Source organism: Nocardia sp. NBC_01329, assembly GCF_035956715.1.
Classification (GTDB): Bacteria; Actinomycetota; Actinomycetes; order Mycobacteriales; family Mycobacteriaceae; genus Nocardia.
The window spans coordinates 634,945-649,940 of record NZ_CP108381.1 but is presented as its reverse complement, the minus strand read 5'-3'; the positions used below and the strand labels follow the sequence as shown (position 1 = coordinate 649,940).

Below are 14,996 nucleotides of genomic sequence, written 5' to 3'. Positions count from 1 at the left end.
GGTACGTAGTGCCGCAGAGACCTTCCGGCTCTCCGATCGGGAGATGGCTCGCCGCTTCGACGGGAGAATCGTTCCCGAGACGTTCGGTAACGCCCGGGGCAACCTCTGGCGACCCGAATTCGTCGTCGTGACCGGTCAATCGGCGGCGGGCAAGTCGACGGTCATTCGAGAGGTCGCCGACTCCTTCCGGAACCGGGGCGGCGCTGTCGTGCTGATCGGCGACGATCTGATGAAATTTCACCCGCGGTACGCGGAACTGCGGGTCCGCGACGATTTCACCGCTGGTGACCACATTTATCCCACGGCGGAGAGATGGCTCGACATGGCCATCGACCGTGCGATCGCCCAGCGCCACAACGTCATTCTCGAGGAGGGCGTGGGTGATCTCGCGCGCGCGGTTCGAACCATGCGCAAGTTCGACCACAACGACTACGGAGCACGGGTCGAGGCGCTCGCCGTCCGCCGGTTGCAGAGTCGGCTGTCCAACCTGAACCGCTTCCTGCGGGAACGCCTGGCGAGCGGCACCGGCCGATACGTTCCCACCGGCGCGCAGGACGCGTGTTACAACGGCTCCGCCGATCTGGTTCGAGTACTCGAGTCCGCGGAGCCGCCGGTATCGATCGAGGGCCTGCGGGTACGGTCGCGCACCGACGTGTTGTTCGAGAACGACCGGCTGTCGTCGGGTTCGTGGTCCAAGCAGCCGGAGGGATCGGAGTTGATGGAGTACGAGCGCAATCGACCGATGACGGCGGTCGAGCAGCGTAGCTTCGTCGATCAGCTGAAGGACCTGGACGAAGGCATCGCCCTCGGTCGGCAGCTTCGCCCCGACGAGGAACCGGTCTGGGAACGCTTGAGCACAGAGGCCGATGTGATCAAACAGTCGGCGATCCCGCTGCTCGGCCGGTTCGCGGAGTCGCTGTAGTGGCCGGGCCGCCTTCCGAATGGGAGCAGGTGCTGCACTACGAGGCCGCGGTGGATATCTTCACCAGCCTCATGGCGCAGTGCACAGCGGTCGAGTCGCTGGCCGAGCGCGCCGGCGACGTCATTGCGCGCGAGGAGATGCGGTCTCTGCGTCGGGCATACCTCGCCGAGTTGTCCGAACTCGATCCCCGCAACCGCGCGGCGGTCGACGAGACGATTCGTGAGTACGGCACCATCCTGGCGAGGAAAGTCGAGGCACCGCGGCCGGATCCGCCCGCGCGAAGCGGGCCACGTACCCGCGGACTCGACCGAGAAACGCGCGCCGCCCTGTTCCGGGATCGGATCGCACCGGAAACGATCGGGACGCCGTACCCCCGGGCGCGACCGGTGGCGGTGATCGTCACCGGTCCGCCGGGATCCGGGAAGACCACCGCATTGCGCCGCCGGTACCGCGACTGGGACGGTATCGCCCCGGCATTGATCGATCCGGGTAGCTATCGGGCATATCACCCGCATTGCTGGGATCTCGTCCTCGCCACCGATGCGCACGCCGACGACGTGCTCGGGCCGGACCTGCTGAAGTGGGCCGCCATGGCGGTCGACCACACTGTCGGCGACCGCGGCGACGTGCTGCTCGCGATCGGAACCGGTGGTCCGGACACTGCGGACGCCTACGCCACCGAGTTTCGCGCCGCCGGTTACCGAGTGGAGACCGAGGCGCTGACCGTCCCGGAGGACACCGCCGATCACGCGCTCTCGCTCCGCCACCGCTGCCGCTGCGGCAACTGGCCCGCCCTGGATATCCCGCCCGCGGTTACGGAGTAGGTTCCGCGGCGACGGGTTTCGGCGTGGATGGATCCGTGGCAGAAGATCGATCGGATCTCCCGGGGGTCTCGTCGCTCTGACACGGCGGCCGGGGCCGGTCGACCCGCGTCAGGAACACCTTCGTCTTCGGAGCGGCTACGGCGGGCCGGGCCGACCAGGGGGTGTCCGCCGGGGTGCGGAGGACGACAGGACCGGCGCGACGTTCGGCGCGACGGCGCGGCGGTCGCCGCGGCGAGCGGCCCGGCTGACCCGATCGCTCCGACCGACTCCAGGGCGTGGACCTCACGTTGTCGTCGGATTGCGGGCGATTCGGGGCGGCCGCCCGCGAACTCCCGTGGTCGCCGCCGGCGGCCGGCGCATTCCGATCGATCTGATCCGATGCCACCACGAGATGCGGTCCGGTGTCGGCTGTGGCCGGGGCGGCCGCTCGGAGATCGGCGTTGCCGCCGGGCGACGAGCCGGCCGTGCTGTCGAGCCGCTCCGGGGCTTCGGGCGCCGAGCGTTCGAACGTGCGAGAGATGCCGCTCCTGTCCGGATGCTCCCTTCCGCCGGTCGGGGACGAGTCGTCGCGAACGGATGTCACCGGACTGCGGGCCCAGGAGTTCACCGCCCGGGACGCGTCGTTCCCCGCCCGCTCGCCCGGTGCCGGTGCAGGTGCAGGGGCGTCCGGTTGCCGCGGTGGCGACGGCAACACATCCGTGCGAGACCACGAGGACGATGCGTCCGGCCCCGGCGACGCGGACAACGCATCAGCCCGCTCCGACGAGGCAGGTGTGCGAACCGTGGACTCCGGGGCCGTCGAACTGTCCGGGCCGGATGCTGTCCGCCCGACGGCCGGGCCCGGATCGCCTGGCCGCGATGGGGTGGTGAAGTCCAGCGACGCAACGTTATCGACGAACCGCACAGCGTGGTCCAGAACATCGTCGGCGTAATCGTCGAGCACCTGCGCGTAGCGCAGCACCTCGTCCGGTTCGATGCGCAATTCGGACTGGTTCGTACTCGGTGGCGGCACGCCGAGGGCGTCGGCGGCCTCGTCGACGACACCCTTGACCATGCGGGAGACGACGTCCTCCAGCGGTTCGACAGCCTTGCCGATCACCTCCGCGATGATGTAGCCGAGCAACATCTGCTCCAGCGCCGACACCACCCTGGTCGCGGCTTCCCGGATCGCGGCGGTGAGTGCCGCCGACACCCCCGCGGTCGCCACCGAGGCGGCCATCAGGCCGGCGTAACCGGCCGCCAATGCGGCGAGTTCGGCCAGCACTACAACCTTCACCACGGTGATCACCTGCGCGGCCGTGTCGAGTACCCGCGCCGCGATCCGGCAGGCGCGGTCGAGACCCGCCAGGTGGTCGGCGCTGATCCGCCCCCATGTCGCGACCAGCTGCTCATAGGAGTAGCCCGAGTACACCGAACCCATCTGCTGGATCGCGCCGGTCACCGACTCGTGGGTGCTCGCTACGCGGGTGGCGAAATCCCGTACCTGCCGCGCGAGTTCACGGATCTGATCCTCATCGATGTCCGGGTAGGGGACTCCCATGATGTTGAGGAACAGTGCTACCTCATGCGGTACTTCGACCGCCACGTCACGCCACCGAAACCGAATCTCTTTCCGACACATGCCAACGTTACGTCATCCCACCGCGGAGACTTCGCGCTCCCATGAGACGGTCGGTGCGGTCGGGGATGACACCCGGACCGGGCGGGTGAACGACAACCGGTCGGGATCTCGACGACGATGGAACTGATACTTTCAGGAGCCGTTGCCGACGACCTATTGTCCGGTCCGTGGCGCGAAACCCTCACCGCCGCTGCGGTGTCGAAGCCCTTCCGACGCGACCGCAATCACCTACGAGAGGTACTCGGGGTGCACTGTCGGCGAATCTCCGGCCACCAACGGCTTCGACCAGCAGGAATACTCCGGCGATGCCCTCGGCGGCGTTGGCCGATCGGACCCCCTCGCTACGTCGTGACAGATGACCTACCGGTCGCTCGACACGGCCGTTGATCCGGCAATCGCAGCAACCGACTCATTCATCGTCTCACTGACTGTCGGCAAGATCATAAGCAACGGACCGATCCAGCGGATCAAGCACGATTGAACAGGCATTTCCCGCGCCCCCCACCAGTTACGACAACACCTGTTTCATGTACCGTTAGATGACGGTACAGTTGTCGACGGCAATGTTTCGCAGGCCTTGACCCTGTGGACATCTCTCGATCGACAAACAGGGGAGGAAGCACCATGAGCCGACGCGCCGGCGTTGTCGAGTGTCGCCGATTGCCCCTTGCCCAGATCTGGCGAGCTCCAGGAAACGGCTCAGCTGAGCCGATACCAACGATCACCGAGGCTCGGGAGCTGGCGCCAGCGATCTTTTCGACCATCAGCACTTCTCGTAGTTTCGACAGGCCCTGGACCCCGAGTCCGATGCCCGCAACCGAGATGGCCGGTCGCGCACCAACCCGCTTGACCCAAAACTTCGCCGCGCCTACTACGTGAGCTCCGATGACACTCAACGGATTCGGCGACCGAGGTGAGAAGCGTAGCCGGCGAGCGCTACAAGGCGATTTCGGAAATGTGGACAAGATCGCCGGACCGAGAAAGTTGATTTTCGAAAATTCCAGCGCCGAGAAGGCCGGGTATCGGCCTGTAGGTAAATCACCTCGCGAGTGGAGAGATGACATATGACTTCCATAGCAGAATTAAAAAAACCAGCTGACTTCACGCCGGGAAAGATGACCGCAATGGACCAGCTCCGAGCCGAGAAAAGAGCTCTGAGACTTTCACTACTCGTCATCGGGACAATTATATTCGGAGTAGCCACCGAGTTTCTGGTGAAATCTTCGCTGGGCGCAGCGAGCTGGAATGTACTTGCGGAAGGAATTTCCCTTCACACCGGCATGACGTTCGGATGGGCCACCAATACTATTGCTGTCACCGTACTGCTCCTTTGGATTCCATTGAAAGAGAGGCCGGGACTCGGGACACTCTTGAATGTCTTTCTCGTGGGCATTGCCGCCGACGCGACAGCCGAACTCATACCCTATGCCGATTCTTTCCAGCAGCAGTTGCTGTATTATAGCGCCGGCCTGGTGATGCTATCTTTCTCTTGCGCGCTCTATCTCGGAGCACAGTTCGGTGCCGGCCCTCGCGATGGTCTCATGACCGGACTCGTTCGAGCGACAGGTAAACCTATCTGGATCGTTCGCACCATTATCGAACTCTTTGTAGTCGCTATCGGCTTCCTGTTAGGTGGAGTGGTCGGCTTCGGCACTTTATTGATCGCGATCGCGATGGGACCCTTGGTGCAGCTGTTCTTACGGTGGACCACGGTGCGACTGGCCCACAACGTATAGCAGTTGCTGGTAGCGGTCCCGAACCGAGGAGGAGCGACAACGGCGTCAGCTCCGACTCCGATGATTCGACAACGCCCTCGAACGAGCAGATGGTTGGTTCTTACCGGTCAGCTCCGCCGCGCGCCGACACTCGACGGCTGCATTTGCAGCGTCGGCGCGGATGGCCACCGGATCAGCTCCCGTGGGGCGGCAGGCCAGTTCGCCGCCGCGATACACAGCAGGATCACCAGATGCAGTGGCGCCGAAACCTCTTCGTAGACCGGCGCGTCGTCGATGACATGCGTTGTTACTGCGCCGGTGAGTAGCAACACCAACCCCGCAGCGCCGAGGAATCGGGACTGCCGGCGTGGAATAACCAACAGAATCGCACAAACCAGCTCCATCAGCCCGACCAGGTAACGCATATTCGGGTCGAAGCCCCAGTCGGCGAACTTCTCGGAATAGGCCGGGCCGAAGAAGGTCTCCCCAGGCCAGAATTTGGTTGCGAACCCCATAAAGAACTCGAAAGCCAAGAACCAGTACAAGCCGGTACGCAACCATGTTGGCACAGTGCGGCGTTTCAGCATTTTATTTCCTCCGGAAGTGCATGGACGATTCCCACCGTCCGGGGCGGGAACGGGTTCTTCCCGTTCGCAGATATGACAGTCCGGCTGCCGCGAATGTGACTCCTCGACGACACGACCTCGTGCCCGTCGCGGATGTCGTCGACAGTCAAGAAAGGGCGACGCCGGTCAGCCCCTTGGCGTACCCGTTGAGCTCGAGCCCGACCTGTTGGCCGCCCAGCCCGAACTGGATGTAGTACGGCTCGTCCACCACTGGTTCGACGCCCGGTAGCGTGCCGTAGAGCCCCTTTGCCTCGGCGAGGTTCGTTACGGGGAATATCAGGGTTCACCGGCGAGGTCACGGCTTCGTATCTCCTCTGTGCATCGTTGTCACACCGGCTCGGTTCGGCCGGTCATAGGTACTGACAGATCCCCCGGAAGGAATGTGACCGATGGACTACACCGAGTGGCTTATCAGAGAGTTCGAGGCCAACAGAACGCATCTGCGTGCCGTGGCATATCGCATGCTGGGGTCGGTCACCGACGCTGAGGATGCGGTGCAGGAGGCATGGATACGATTGAGCAGAGCCGACGTCGCCGACGTCGACAATCTGGCCGGCTGGCTGACCACGGTAGTCTCGCGGGTTTCCCTGAACGAGCTGCAACGCCGCAAGAGCCGCCGAGAACAGCTTTCCGGCACCGACGTGGTAGACGACAGGGCGGAGCGAGCCACCACGATCTCCCCCGAGCAGGAAACGATGATGGCCGATTCGGTCGGCTCGGCACTCTTGGTCGTCCTCGATACCCTCTCTCCGGCTGAACGACTCGCGTTCGTGTTGCACGACATGTTCGCTGTGCCATTCGACGAGATAGCCGAGATCGTCGGCCGTTCCAGCACAGCGACGCGTCAACTCGCCAGCCGCGCGCGACGCCGGGTCCACGGAATCGATCAACCCGCGGCGATCGACACCGCGCAGCGGAAACAGATCGTCGACGCATTCTTACGGGCCGCACGAACGGGCCGGTTCGACACCCTCCTCGAACTCCTCGACCCCGATGTGGTGGTGCGTGCGGACAACACCGTCGTCGCAGCCGGAGCCGCAGCGGAAGTCATCGGTGCCGACGCCGTGGCCCGAACCTTCACCGGCCGCGCACAGGGTGCCCGACCGGCCCTGGTCGACCGGGAACCGGGTGCGATCTGGACAGTCGGCGGTCGCCCGCGCATCGTCTTCACGTTCGCGATCCTGGACGCGAAGATCGTCGGCATCGAGATGATCGGCGATCCGGAAAAGATCGTCAGCATGGGTCTCTCCGACTACTGACGGCGACCGGCTCCGCCGTCAGCAGGCCGCGCTCGTCTGTCACATCGGGGCCTCCGGCGCGGTCAGATCGGTGTCAATGGAATCCGCCGTGGTCGGCGGAACACTTTCGAGGACCGATATGACCGAGATCCTGCGCATCGCGGCGAACAGCCGCTACCGAAGCGTTGTCTACTGGATAACCACCGCGATCGTCGCGTTCGAATCCGCGATGGGCGGTATATGGGACATCCTGCAGATCGATATCGTCCGCGACGTCGCCGTCGATCAGCTCGGCTACCCGCCCTACATCCTGGTGATTCTGGGAGTCGCCAAGATCCCCGGAGCCTTCGTGCTGGTGGCGCCGCGACTGCCGCGTCTGAAGGAATGGGTATATGCGGGTGTCTTTTTCATCTATCTCGGGGCGGCGATCTCGCTGGCGGTCCAGGGCGATCCCGCCGCAGTGGGGCCCCTCGGTTTTGCCACGATGACTTGTCTGTCGTGGGCAACCCGTCCCCGGGACCGCAGAACAATCGCGACCGGATCGTGGACACCAGGACGAGCCGACTCCAGCGACAAACCGAGATCGGCGACCACCATCGGCTTCTGGGCGACGACCGGCGTCGTGGCCATCGTCCTCTTCAGTGGTGGCATGGCCGATCTGCTGGGACGCGGTGCGACGGTCGCGGGAATGCTGGAGCTGGGATACCCCACGTATTTCATCACCATGCTCGGGGTTTGGAAGATATCGGGAGCCCTGGTGATACTCGCGCCCCGCCTCGGACGACTGAAAGAATGGGCATACGCTGGAGCGTTCTATAACTTTGCCGGCGCATTCGCCTCTCACATCGCGGCCGGATCATCCGTCGAACACCTCTGGTGGACGGCCTCGTTCGCGCTGTGCGTACTGACCTCATGGGCCCTGCGCCCCGCCTCGCGAAGCCTCGCGGCGGCATGAGAATGTCACAGGCGACTATCGCCTTGGAGTTGAATGGCTTGGCGGATTCGGGGTGCGGCCAGCTCGATTCGCTTGCGTACGACAGCGACGGGGATGAGGGCTTTGCCAGTGCTTCCGAGGTGTTCGGCGTGGTCGTAGTAGCACATCCAGGCGGGGTCTTCGGCGTGGTTGCGGGCGGCGAAGTGTTCGTCGGCGCGGGCGACTAGCGGCCCCAGTCGTGATTTCGCGGGCTGGTCGAGGCGGGCTTACTCTTTGATCTTTTCCAGTGGATACCCGGCGATGGAGAAGACGATGATCGAGTAGACAGCGATGCCGATCAAGACCGGGAGGGGTATACGGCGTTCGGGGTCGAGGGCGATGTAGATCGCGTAGGCGGCGGGCGGCAGGCAGAGCAGCGCTGCCGCGGTTTCCCAGTACGCGACGAGTTTGTTCGCCTTTTTCCGGCGTTCGGGGTCTGTCAGTGTCGTGTCGGGTATCCCTTCGCCGTATCCCTCCCGGTGGCTGGTCGCGACTCCCCGATAGCCCTTGGCAGCCGAATTCATGCAGGCCAGTGCCGCAACCGCGAAAATGAGAGCAACGATGAAAGCCTGCACTGAGTTTCCCTTCGGTGTCGGATGGCTCTTCGTCCTCCGGGCGGGCGGGTGCGGGCACCGGTGCTGTCTCCGATCTTTCGGATTGTGCGCCGATTCCTGGAGGCGCCTCGGGGGCGAGGGTCAGTTGTCGAGGTCGCGGCGTGTGTAGCCGTACAGTCCGGCCATCGTCATGGCGAGGGCTATCGCGGTGAGGGCGAGGGTCGCGCCGGGGTCCGGGGTGGTGTCGGGTACGGGGGCGAGGTGGGCGAAGGGGGAGATCTGGAGTACCCAGGCGGGGGCGCCCGCGCTTCGGGCGATGACGTCGAGGAGGAAGCCGCCGGCGACAGGGAGTGCGCCGAGGGCACCGACCGCGTTCGGGTACCAGCCCAGTGCGAGTACGGCGGCGCCGAGTGCCAGCAGGGCTACCGGGGCGATGTTGACTGCGCCGGCCAGGGCTTGTCCCGGTCCGAGCGGGGCGCCGGTGAGTGCCGCTCCGGCCCACAGACTGCCCGCCGCCGTTACCAGCAGGATCGCGATCCCGGTGGTGGTGGCGGCGATTTCGGCGCCGGCGAGCTGGTATCGGGACAGGGGCAAGCTGTGCAGGATGGTCGAACGGCGGGTTTTCTCGTCGGCGGCCACGGCCGCGATGCGGGTGGCGGCGTAGAGGCCGGTGGGAATGGCCAGGAGGGCGAACATCGCGGCGGCGAACCCTGGGGCCGAGCCGAGACCGCCGAATCCGGCGGTGGCGGCGAGTTCGGCGAATCTGGGTTTGTCGGTGAGGAATTCCAGAATCGAGGTGATCACCGCGCCGATGACCAGGAAGTAGGCGGCGATGCCTACCGCCCATCCGGTGGTGGGAGCCAGGGCACGGCGCGCGGCGAAACCGGTCACCGAACCCAGCAGCCGGGTGCGGGCGGGCCGTCTGTCCGGCACCTGGATCACCGCGGCGCCGAGCTCGCGGCGACGGGCGGTGGCCAGCGCGGCGAGTACCGATGCTGCGGCGGCGCCGATGAGGATCAGGACCGGCGCCAGATGGTTGCCGGCGTAGGGGGCGGCGCGGGCAGCGAGCCCGAAGGGGGTGAACCAGGTCAGCCAGGAGAGCGCGGAGACACCGTCGGCGAGCATGCGCAGTAGCAGGCCGACCCCGAGTACGGCGGAGGCGAGCCCGGTGGCCGCGCTTCGGGAGGGCAGCAGTTGCGCGGTGAGCAGCCCTGTCCCGGCGAAGGCTGTGGTGGCGCCGAATACGCAGAGGGCGTGGACGAGCGCGCCGGTGGTGTCGGTGCCGGTCGCGGTCAGGGCGATCCCCACTCCGGCGGCGATGGCGGCTGCGGCGAGGGTGAGTGTGACGGCGCTGCGCGTGACCAGGTCGAGCAGTCGGGCACGTCCGGCCAGCAGCAGGTCCCAGCGGCCACTGTCCTCTTCGCCGCGGGTCAGGCGGGTGGCGGCCAGCAGTGCCCACAGCCCGCACAGCACGAAGACGGGGGTGCCGGTGCGCCATACGGTGAAACCGCCGGGATCGTCGAGGGCGCGAGCGGCGCCGAACAGGACTCGGACGGCGGGGTTCTCGGTGAGCGCGCGCATGGCCTCGGAGTCGAGGGCGTCGGCGAACGTCGCCTGGTATTGGGCGGCGACGACGGCGGTCAGCCCGCCGGCGGTGAGAGCGACCAGTGCCGCGCTGCGCCGTAGTTGGCGCACGGTGAGTCGCGACAGTGCTCGCCCGGCTGCTGTTGTGGCAGTGGAGAGCTGGAGCGTGGCGGCGGTCATCGGGTGGCCTGGCCGTAGTAGTCGAGGAAGATCTCTTCGAGGGTGGGTTCGCGCAGTGACAGTGCCGTCACCTGGATTTCGGCGAGGGCGCGCAGCGCGGGCGCGGGTGGTCCGGACAGGGTGAACCGTATCCGGGTGCTGCCGATCTGCTCGATGGCGAGCACTCCGTCCACCCCGGCCAGTTCCGGTGGGTGGCCGTCGTAGGAGACCTCGACGGCGGTGCGTTGAAGTCGCCGCAACTCGGCCAGGCTGGCGATGTCGACGAGTCGGCCGGCGCGCAGGATCGCGACCCGGTCGCAGAGTGCTTCGACCTCACCGAGTTGGTGTGAACTCAAGAACACGGTCTGGCCGCGGTCGCGGGCTTCGGTGACGCAGCGGCGGAACTGGTGCTCCATCAGCGGGTCCAGGCCGCTGGTCGGTTCGTCGAGGACCAGCAGCGGGGCCCGGGTGGCGAACGCGGCGACCAACGCGACTTTCTGCCGGTTACCGGTGGAGTAGGTTTTGCCGGGCTTGTCCAGGTCGAGCGCGAACCGGTCGACCAGCTCGGTGCGGTAGCCGGTGTCGATGCCGGGTCCCACGCGGGCGAGCAGCTCCAGGATCTCGGCGCCGGTCAGCGTCGGCCACAGCGCCACATCGGCGGGTACGTAGGCGAGGTGGCGGTGTGCGGCGCGGACACCGCCGGCGTCGTCGCCGAAGATCCGGGCGGTGCCTGTGGTGGGTCGGATGAGGCCGAGCAGCATGCGGATGGTGGTCGATTTTCCGGCGCCGTTGGGGCCGAGGAAACCGAACACCTCGCCCGGGTTCACGGTCAAGGTGAGGTCGTCGACGGCGAGGGTGCGGCCGAATCGTTTGGACAGATGTTCGATCGAGATCGCCGCGCGGGTATCGCGGGCGGGCGCGGGCAGCGCCGCAGTGGTGGACATCGGAAGCCCTTCCGGGGTCGGCGAATATGACATTGCCGACCAGACTTCCCGGCGCACCTGGTGATGAGGCTACTCCGGTGCGGGCGCGCAACGGAGGGCTTTTCGACGAGATGGCCGACCCGGGGTCCGCAGGTCCGCATTTGCCCTGACAGGGGTCTTTACGGCATCTTTACGGTAGGAGAGCCGGGAAGTCTGGTCGGCACAGCCTGGTCCGGGAACGGGCCGGGCCCGTCAGCGATAGGTGAAGACCCTGCTCTCCTCATTCAGTACTTTCCCCGCCGCCGACCAGCGGCTTCTCCGGCCCGTAGCGGCCGATACCTGTTGGTGGACCGCCGAACCTCGCTTCTGGTTCTTCGAGCACGCCACTACTGCGGTGGACCGGCGGCCATCCGGCCCCGCCCCGCGGTGCAGCCATCGCGGTGAGCGTCGTTCAGCGGTCCGGCCGCGGCCTGTGTCACTCCGGCCGGCACCTGCGGTGAAGGCGGGACAGCGCCGATGAGCACCCCTGAGCCCCGCCCCGCTCTCCTGTCCCGCGGCTCCTGGCCGGAAGCTCGGCGGATCGCTTCGATCCTGCGCACCGAGACCGCCGGCGGGATTCTACTGATCATCGCCGCGGCGATCGGGCTGATCTGGGCCAATACGCCGTGGTCGCATGCTTATGAGGCCCTGCGCGATTTCGAGCTGGGACCGGTCGGGCTGCACTTGAACCTGTCGTTGGAGACCTGGGCGGCCGACGGGTTGCTCGCGGTGTTCTTCTTCGTGGTCGGCCTCGAACTCAAACGCGAGTTCGTCGCCGGCGACCTCCGCGATCCGCGCCGGGCGGCGCTGCCGGTCGTGGCCGCGATCGGCGGGATGATCGGCCCCGCGCTGATCTTCGTGGCATTCAATCTCGGCAACGGTGACGCCGTGCGGGGATGGGCGATCCCGACGGCGACAGACATCGCTTTCGCACTGGCGGTCCTCGCGGTGGTCAGCTCACATCTGCCCACCGCGCTGCGTACCTTTCTGCTCACCCTCGCCGTGGTCGACGACCTGCTCGCGGTCACCGTGATCGCGATCTTCTACACCGACGAACTGCATCTGCCCTACCTGGGACTGGCGGTGATTCCGCTTGCCGCGTTCGCGTTCGCGTTCGCGGTCCAGCGCCGGATCCGCTCACCGTGGGTACTGATACCGCTGGCACTGCTCACCTGGTGGCTGGTGCACCAGTCCGGAGTACATGCCACCGTGGCCGGAGTACTGCTGGGCTTCACCGTGCCCGTCCTGGCCACCCGCGCGGGCCCGGGCAACCCCTCACCGCAGGATCCGGGCCTGGCCGAAGCGTTCGAGCACCGGATCCGGCCGATCACCGCCGGGGTCGCGGTACCGATATTCGCGTTCTTCGCCGCCGGGGTCACCATCGGCGGAATCAGCGGGATCACCGATTCCCTCACCGACCGGGTCACGCTCGGCATCGTCGTGGGTCTGGTGGCCGGCAAGGCACTGGGCATCCTGTCCACCACCTTCCTGACCGCGAAACTCACCCGCGCCGAGCTGGACACGGATCTGAGCTGGGTCGACGTCGCCGGAGTGGCACTGCTCGGCGGTATCGGGTTCACGGTCTCGTTGCTGATCGGGGAACTGGCCTTCACCGATCAGCCGCTGCGCGAAGACCACGTCCGGATCGGGATCCTCATCGGCACCCTGACCGCGGCACTGCTGGCGACCGTCGTGCTGCGGCTGCGTAACCGCACCTACCGACGCATCGCCGAAGAAGAATCACGCGACGCCGACCACGACGGTATCCCCGACGTCTACCAGCAGAAGGACTGAAATAGAAGTTCCGGGTCAGGCATACAGCAGCACACTCAGCAGCACAGCGTGAGCCAGACCGAGCGCTGCGCCGACGAGTGCGCCTCGGATCGCGGTGTGCCCGACGGTGGTCCAGGTCAGAGGATATGGCCGGTTGCTGGAGTAGCTGACTCGGACGGGTACCTGTTGTCCTACGGGGTACTCACCGGGCACCGCGTATCGACGCCGCCGCCAGTCCGCGCCCTGATATTCCAACAGGGTGCGGCGAGAGCGCCGCGAGCACACGCACGAAGAAGACTCGTGCCCGGACCTACAGGTATGCGCCAGGACCACCGCCTCACGCCGACCGGTATAGCTGGGAGCGGACTTACTGCGCAGCGCCTCGTTGAACGGCACCAGCACGTGAAAGTAAGCCGCCCCGCACACCGCCCCCGCGGCCGCGGTGACAGCCACACCAGCGATCATCGCGACCAGGAACACCTCGGCATCGTATGGCAGCGCGAGATCAGCGGTTCCGGCAACAAGCGCGGCGCCGGAGCTTCGAGCTCCGGCGCCGCGCTGCTTTCACCTGCCTTACCCGTTCAGGTGCTCACCGGCTCCGAGGCCGGGGTCGAGGTGCGGCGGCGGCCGAAGTAGAGCAGTCCCGTGGCAAGCGCACCGATGAACAGTGCGAGCATGCCCGCGAACAGCGCGCCGGCACCGAAATTGGCGATCACAGGGATCGCGCCGGCGGTGACCAGCCCGCCGCCGAAGAACGGCTCCAGAATCAGCTGTTTGTAGCCGAATGCCTGGTATGCGGGCGTTTTCAGATCCGGGTCGGCGACGCGCAGCAGGATCAGACCGGTGGACGTCACCCCCATCGCCTGCCCGACATCAGCGATACCGCGTTCGAACCAGAAGTCGGGCAGCATCCGCCGAGCCAGGAACACGAACGCACCCACCGTCCACACCAGACCGGTGACCGCCAACAGTACGAACGGGCCCAGATTGGCGGCGATGGATTGCAGCGACAGGGTTCCCAGGGCAGCGATGACCAGGACATCGAGACTGAATCCCTGCAAACGTTCGATCAGCTGCACATCGACGATCTCTTCCTTGTCGAACACCTGGATCAAACCCTGCACGATGATGCCGCCGATCATCGCGATCGGGAACAGCGGCACATGCGCGAACAACTCCAAGGTGTCGGCCCACAGTTTCGACTCCAGCCACTGCAGCCCCGACAGGATCAGCCACCCGATCAGCACCGCCACCGCGAGCAACCCGAAATGCAGCGTCAACGGCTCGATCGAGGACGGATTGACCGTCAACGTCCCGGCCGAACGCCGCCGCTCCTTTTCCACCAGACCCGCCTGCTCCGACACCGACGGAGCAGCATTCGACTTCAACTCAGCGGTCTTGCCTGTGCGGACACCCCAGTTGATCAGCGCGATCCCGCACACCACACCGGACAGAATGCCGACGGTCGCCAGCCCCAGCGCCAGGTCCTGGCCTTCGGGGAAGTTGAATTCCTCGAACGTCCCGGCCATACCGGCCGCGGTCCCGTGCCCGCCCTCGAACCCGATCTCGATCAACGTGCCCGCCATCGCCGGCAGCCCGAACACCGGGCCCAGCACCAGCATCGCCAGCAGCAACCCGAACACGTACTGGCCGCTGGCGATAGTGATACCGAAGGTGATCTGCGGGCCCGCGACCCGGAACGCCTCGCGGGGCGACGGCAGCTTGTGCCCCATCAGCAAACCCGCGAACACCAGCGAGATCAACAGTCCCGGCAGCGTTTTCCACACGTCCAAGATCTCGGAGGTGAACAACCCCGACTCGGCGAACCGGTCCGTGCCCAACGCGGAAGCGATCCGCCCCAACACATCCGGGCCGATCAGCAACGCCAGCGCGCCACCGATGATCGAACTCGGAATGAACAGCTTCTGCGTCAGCCGCCACTTCACCCTGATGATCTTCGAAATCAGCATCATCACGCCGATCATCAGCAGCGCGAAACCGATCACTTCCGGGGACATTCCAACCCGCTTTCCTCGTAGTGTCGC

At 66.1% G+C, this 14,996-nt stretch carries 13 protein-coding genes; 6 read left to right on the top strand and 7 right to left on the bottom strand.

The window, feature by feature from the left end; all coding sequences use genetic code 11:
* Positions 1-43 precede the first annotated feature (43 nt).
* Both OG405_RS02960 and OG405_RS02955 read left to right on the top strand, forming a co-directional pair.
* On the top strand, positions 44-922 hold the full coding sequence (locus OG405_RS02960) for a zeta toxin family protein (RefSeq protein WP_327150098.1): 879 nt from the start codon (positions 44-46) through the stop codon (positions 920-922).
* Entirely contained in the window at positions 922-1,746 is an 825-nt protein-coding gene (locus OG405_RS02955) for a zeta toxin family protein (protein ID WP_327150097.1), read from the top strand. Before OG405_RS02960 ends, OG405_RS02955 begins: the two co-directional genes overlap by 1 nt.
* On the opposite strand, the gene OG405_RS02950 is transcribed toward OG405_RS02955, so the two are convergent.
* Positions 1,736-3,331, bottom strand: coding sequence for a WXG100-like domain-containing protein (locus OG405_RS02950; RefSeq protein WP_327150096.1), 1,596 nt, complete (start codon positions 3,329-3,331; stop codon positions 1,736-1,738). The two genes, OG405_RS02955 and OG405_RS02950, sit on opposite strands and share 11 nt — an antisense overlap.
* Before the next feature lie 1,100 nt (positions 3,332-4,431).
* Between OG405_RS02950 and yczE the strand changes: the two genes are divergently transcribed.
* Positions 4,432-5,103 (top strand): membrane protein YczE, encoded by a 672-nt coding sequence (gene yczE / locus OG405_RS02945; RefSeq protein WP_327150095.1) that lies wholly within the window; start codon positions 4,432-4,434, stop codon positions 5,101-5,103.
* Between the two features lie 107 nt (positions 5,104-5,210).
* On the opposite strand, the gene OG405_RS02940 is transcribed toward yczE, so the two are convergent.
* Positions 5,211-5,669, bottom strand: a complete 459-nt coding sequence (locus OG405_RS02940) for a DoxX family protein (RefSeq protein WP_327150094.1) — start codon at positions 5,667-5,669, stop codon at positions 5,211-5,213.
* Positions 5,670-6,097: 428 nt separating this feature from the next.
* Here OG405_RS02940 and OG405_RS02935 point away from each other — a divergent pair, with 428 nt between their 5' ends.
* Together OG405_RS02935 and OG405_RS02930 are read left to right on the top strand one after the other, a co-directional pair.
* Positions 6,098-6,967 carry a sigma-70 family RNA polymerase sigma factor gene (locus OG405_RS02935; RefSeq protein WP_327150093.1) on the top strand — a complete coding sequence of 290 codons (870 nt, stop codon included), beginning with the start codon at positions 6,098-6,100 and terminating at the stop codon, positions 6,965-6,967.
* 118 nt (positions 6,968-7,085) lie between these two features.
* The gene (locus OG405_RS02930; RefSeq protein ID WP_327150092.1) at positions 7,086-7,901 is read left to right on the top strand and encodes a DoxX family protein; all 816 of its coding nucleotides are present in this window, start codon (positions 7,086-7,088) and stop codon (positions 7,899-7,901) included.
* Positions 7,902-8,146: 245 nt separating this feature from the next.
* Here the strand turns inward: OG405_RS02930 and OG405_RS02925 are convergent, their stop codons facing one another.
* From OG405_RS02925 to OG405_RS02915, 3 genes are all read right to left on the bottom strand, one after another.
* Entirely contained in the window at positions 8,147-8,494 is a 348-nt protein-coding gene (locus OG405_RS02925) for a hypothetical protein (protein ID WP_327150091.1), read from the bottom strand.
* Positions 8,495-8,614: 120 nt separating this feature from the next.
* Positions 8,615-10,237 carry a polyketide antibiotic transporter gene (locus OG405_RS02920; RefSeq protein ID WP_327150090.1) on the bottom strand — a complete coding sequence of 541 codons (1,623 nt, stop codon included), beginning with the start codon at positions 10,235-10,237 and terminating at the stop codon, positions 8,615-8,617.
* Positions 10,234-11,160 (bottom strand): ABC transporter ATP-binding protein, encoded by a 927-nt coding sequence (locus OG405_RS02915; RefSeq protein ID WP_327150089.1) that lies wholly within the window; start codon positions 11,158-11,160, stop codon positions 10,234-10,236. Before OG405_RS02915 ends, OG405_RS02920 begins: the two co-directional genes overlap by 4 nt.
* A 495-nt stretch (positions 11,161-11,655) precedes the next feature.
* On the opposite strand from OG405_RS02915, the gene nhaA reads away from it, so the two are divergent.
* Positions 11,656-12,972 carry a Na+/H+ antiporter NhaA gene (nhaA, locus tag OG405_RS02910; protein ID WP_327150088.1) on the top strand — a complete coding sequence of 439 codons (1,317 nt, stop codon included), beginning with the start codon at positions 11,656-11,658 and terminating at the stop codon, positions 12,970-12,972.
* A 15-nt stretch (positions 12,973-12,987) separates the two neighbouring features.
* On the opposite strand, the gene OG405_RS02905 is transcribed toward nhaA, so the two are convergent.
* Both OG405_RS02905 and OG405_RS02900 read right to left on the bottom strand, forming a co-directional pair.
* On the bottom strand, positions 12,988-13,431 hold the full coding sequence (locus tag OG405_RS02905) for a hypothetical protein (RefSeq protein ID WP_327150087.1): 444 nt from the start codon (positions 13,429-13,431) through the stop codon (positions 12,988-12,990).
* Between the two features lie 101 nt (positions 13,432-13,532).
* Positions 13,533-14,969, bottom strand: a complete 1,437-nt coding sequence (locus tag OG405_RS02900) for a sodium/glutamate symporter (RefSeq protein ID WP_327150086.1) — start codon at positions 14,967-14,969, stop codon at positions 13,533-13,535.
* Between the last annotated feature and the right edge of the window lie 27 nt (positions 14,970-14,996).

Bases quoted from the DNA above. Each gene is read 5' to 3' on its own strand.
- OG405_RS02960 (WP_327150098.1), top strand. From the start codon at position 44: ATGGCTCGCCGCTTCGACGGGAGAATCGTTCCCGAGACGTTCGGTAAC.
- yczE (WP_327150095.1), top strand. From the start codon at position 4,432: ATGACTTCCATAGCAGAATTAAAAAAACCAGCTGACTTCACGCCGGGA.
- OG405_RS02940 (WP_327150094.1), bottom strand. From the start codon at position 5,669: ATGCTGAAACGCCGCACTGTGCCAACATGGTTGCGTACCGGCTTGTAC.
- OG405_RS02935 (WP_327150093.1), top strand. From the start codon at position 6,098: ATGGACTACACCGAGTGGCTTATCAGAGAGTTCGAGGCCAACAGAACG.
- OG405_RS02930 (WP_327150092.1), top strand. From the start codon at position 7,086: ATGACCGAGATCCTGCGCATCGCGGCGAACAGCCGCTACCGAAGCGTT.
- OG405_RS02920 (WP_327150090.1), bottom strand. From the start codon at position 10,237: ATGACCGCCGCCACGCTCCAGCTCTCCACTGCCACAACAGCAGCCGGG.
- OG405_RS02915 (WP_327150089.1), bottom strand. From the start codon at position 11,160: ATGTCCACCACTGCGGCGCTGCCCGCGCCCGCCCGCGATACCCGCGCG.
- nhaA (WP_327150088.1), top strand. From the start codon at position 11,656: ATGAGCACCCCTGAGCCCCGCCCCGCTCTCCTGTCCCGCGGCTCCTGG.
- OG405_RS02900 (WP_327150086.1), bottom strand. From the start codon at position 14,969: ATGTCCCCGGAAGTGATCGGTTTCGCGCTGCTGATGATCGGCGTGATG.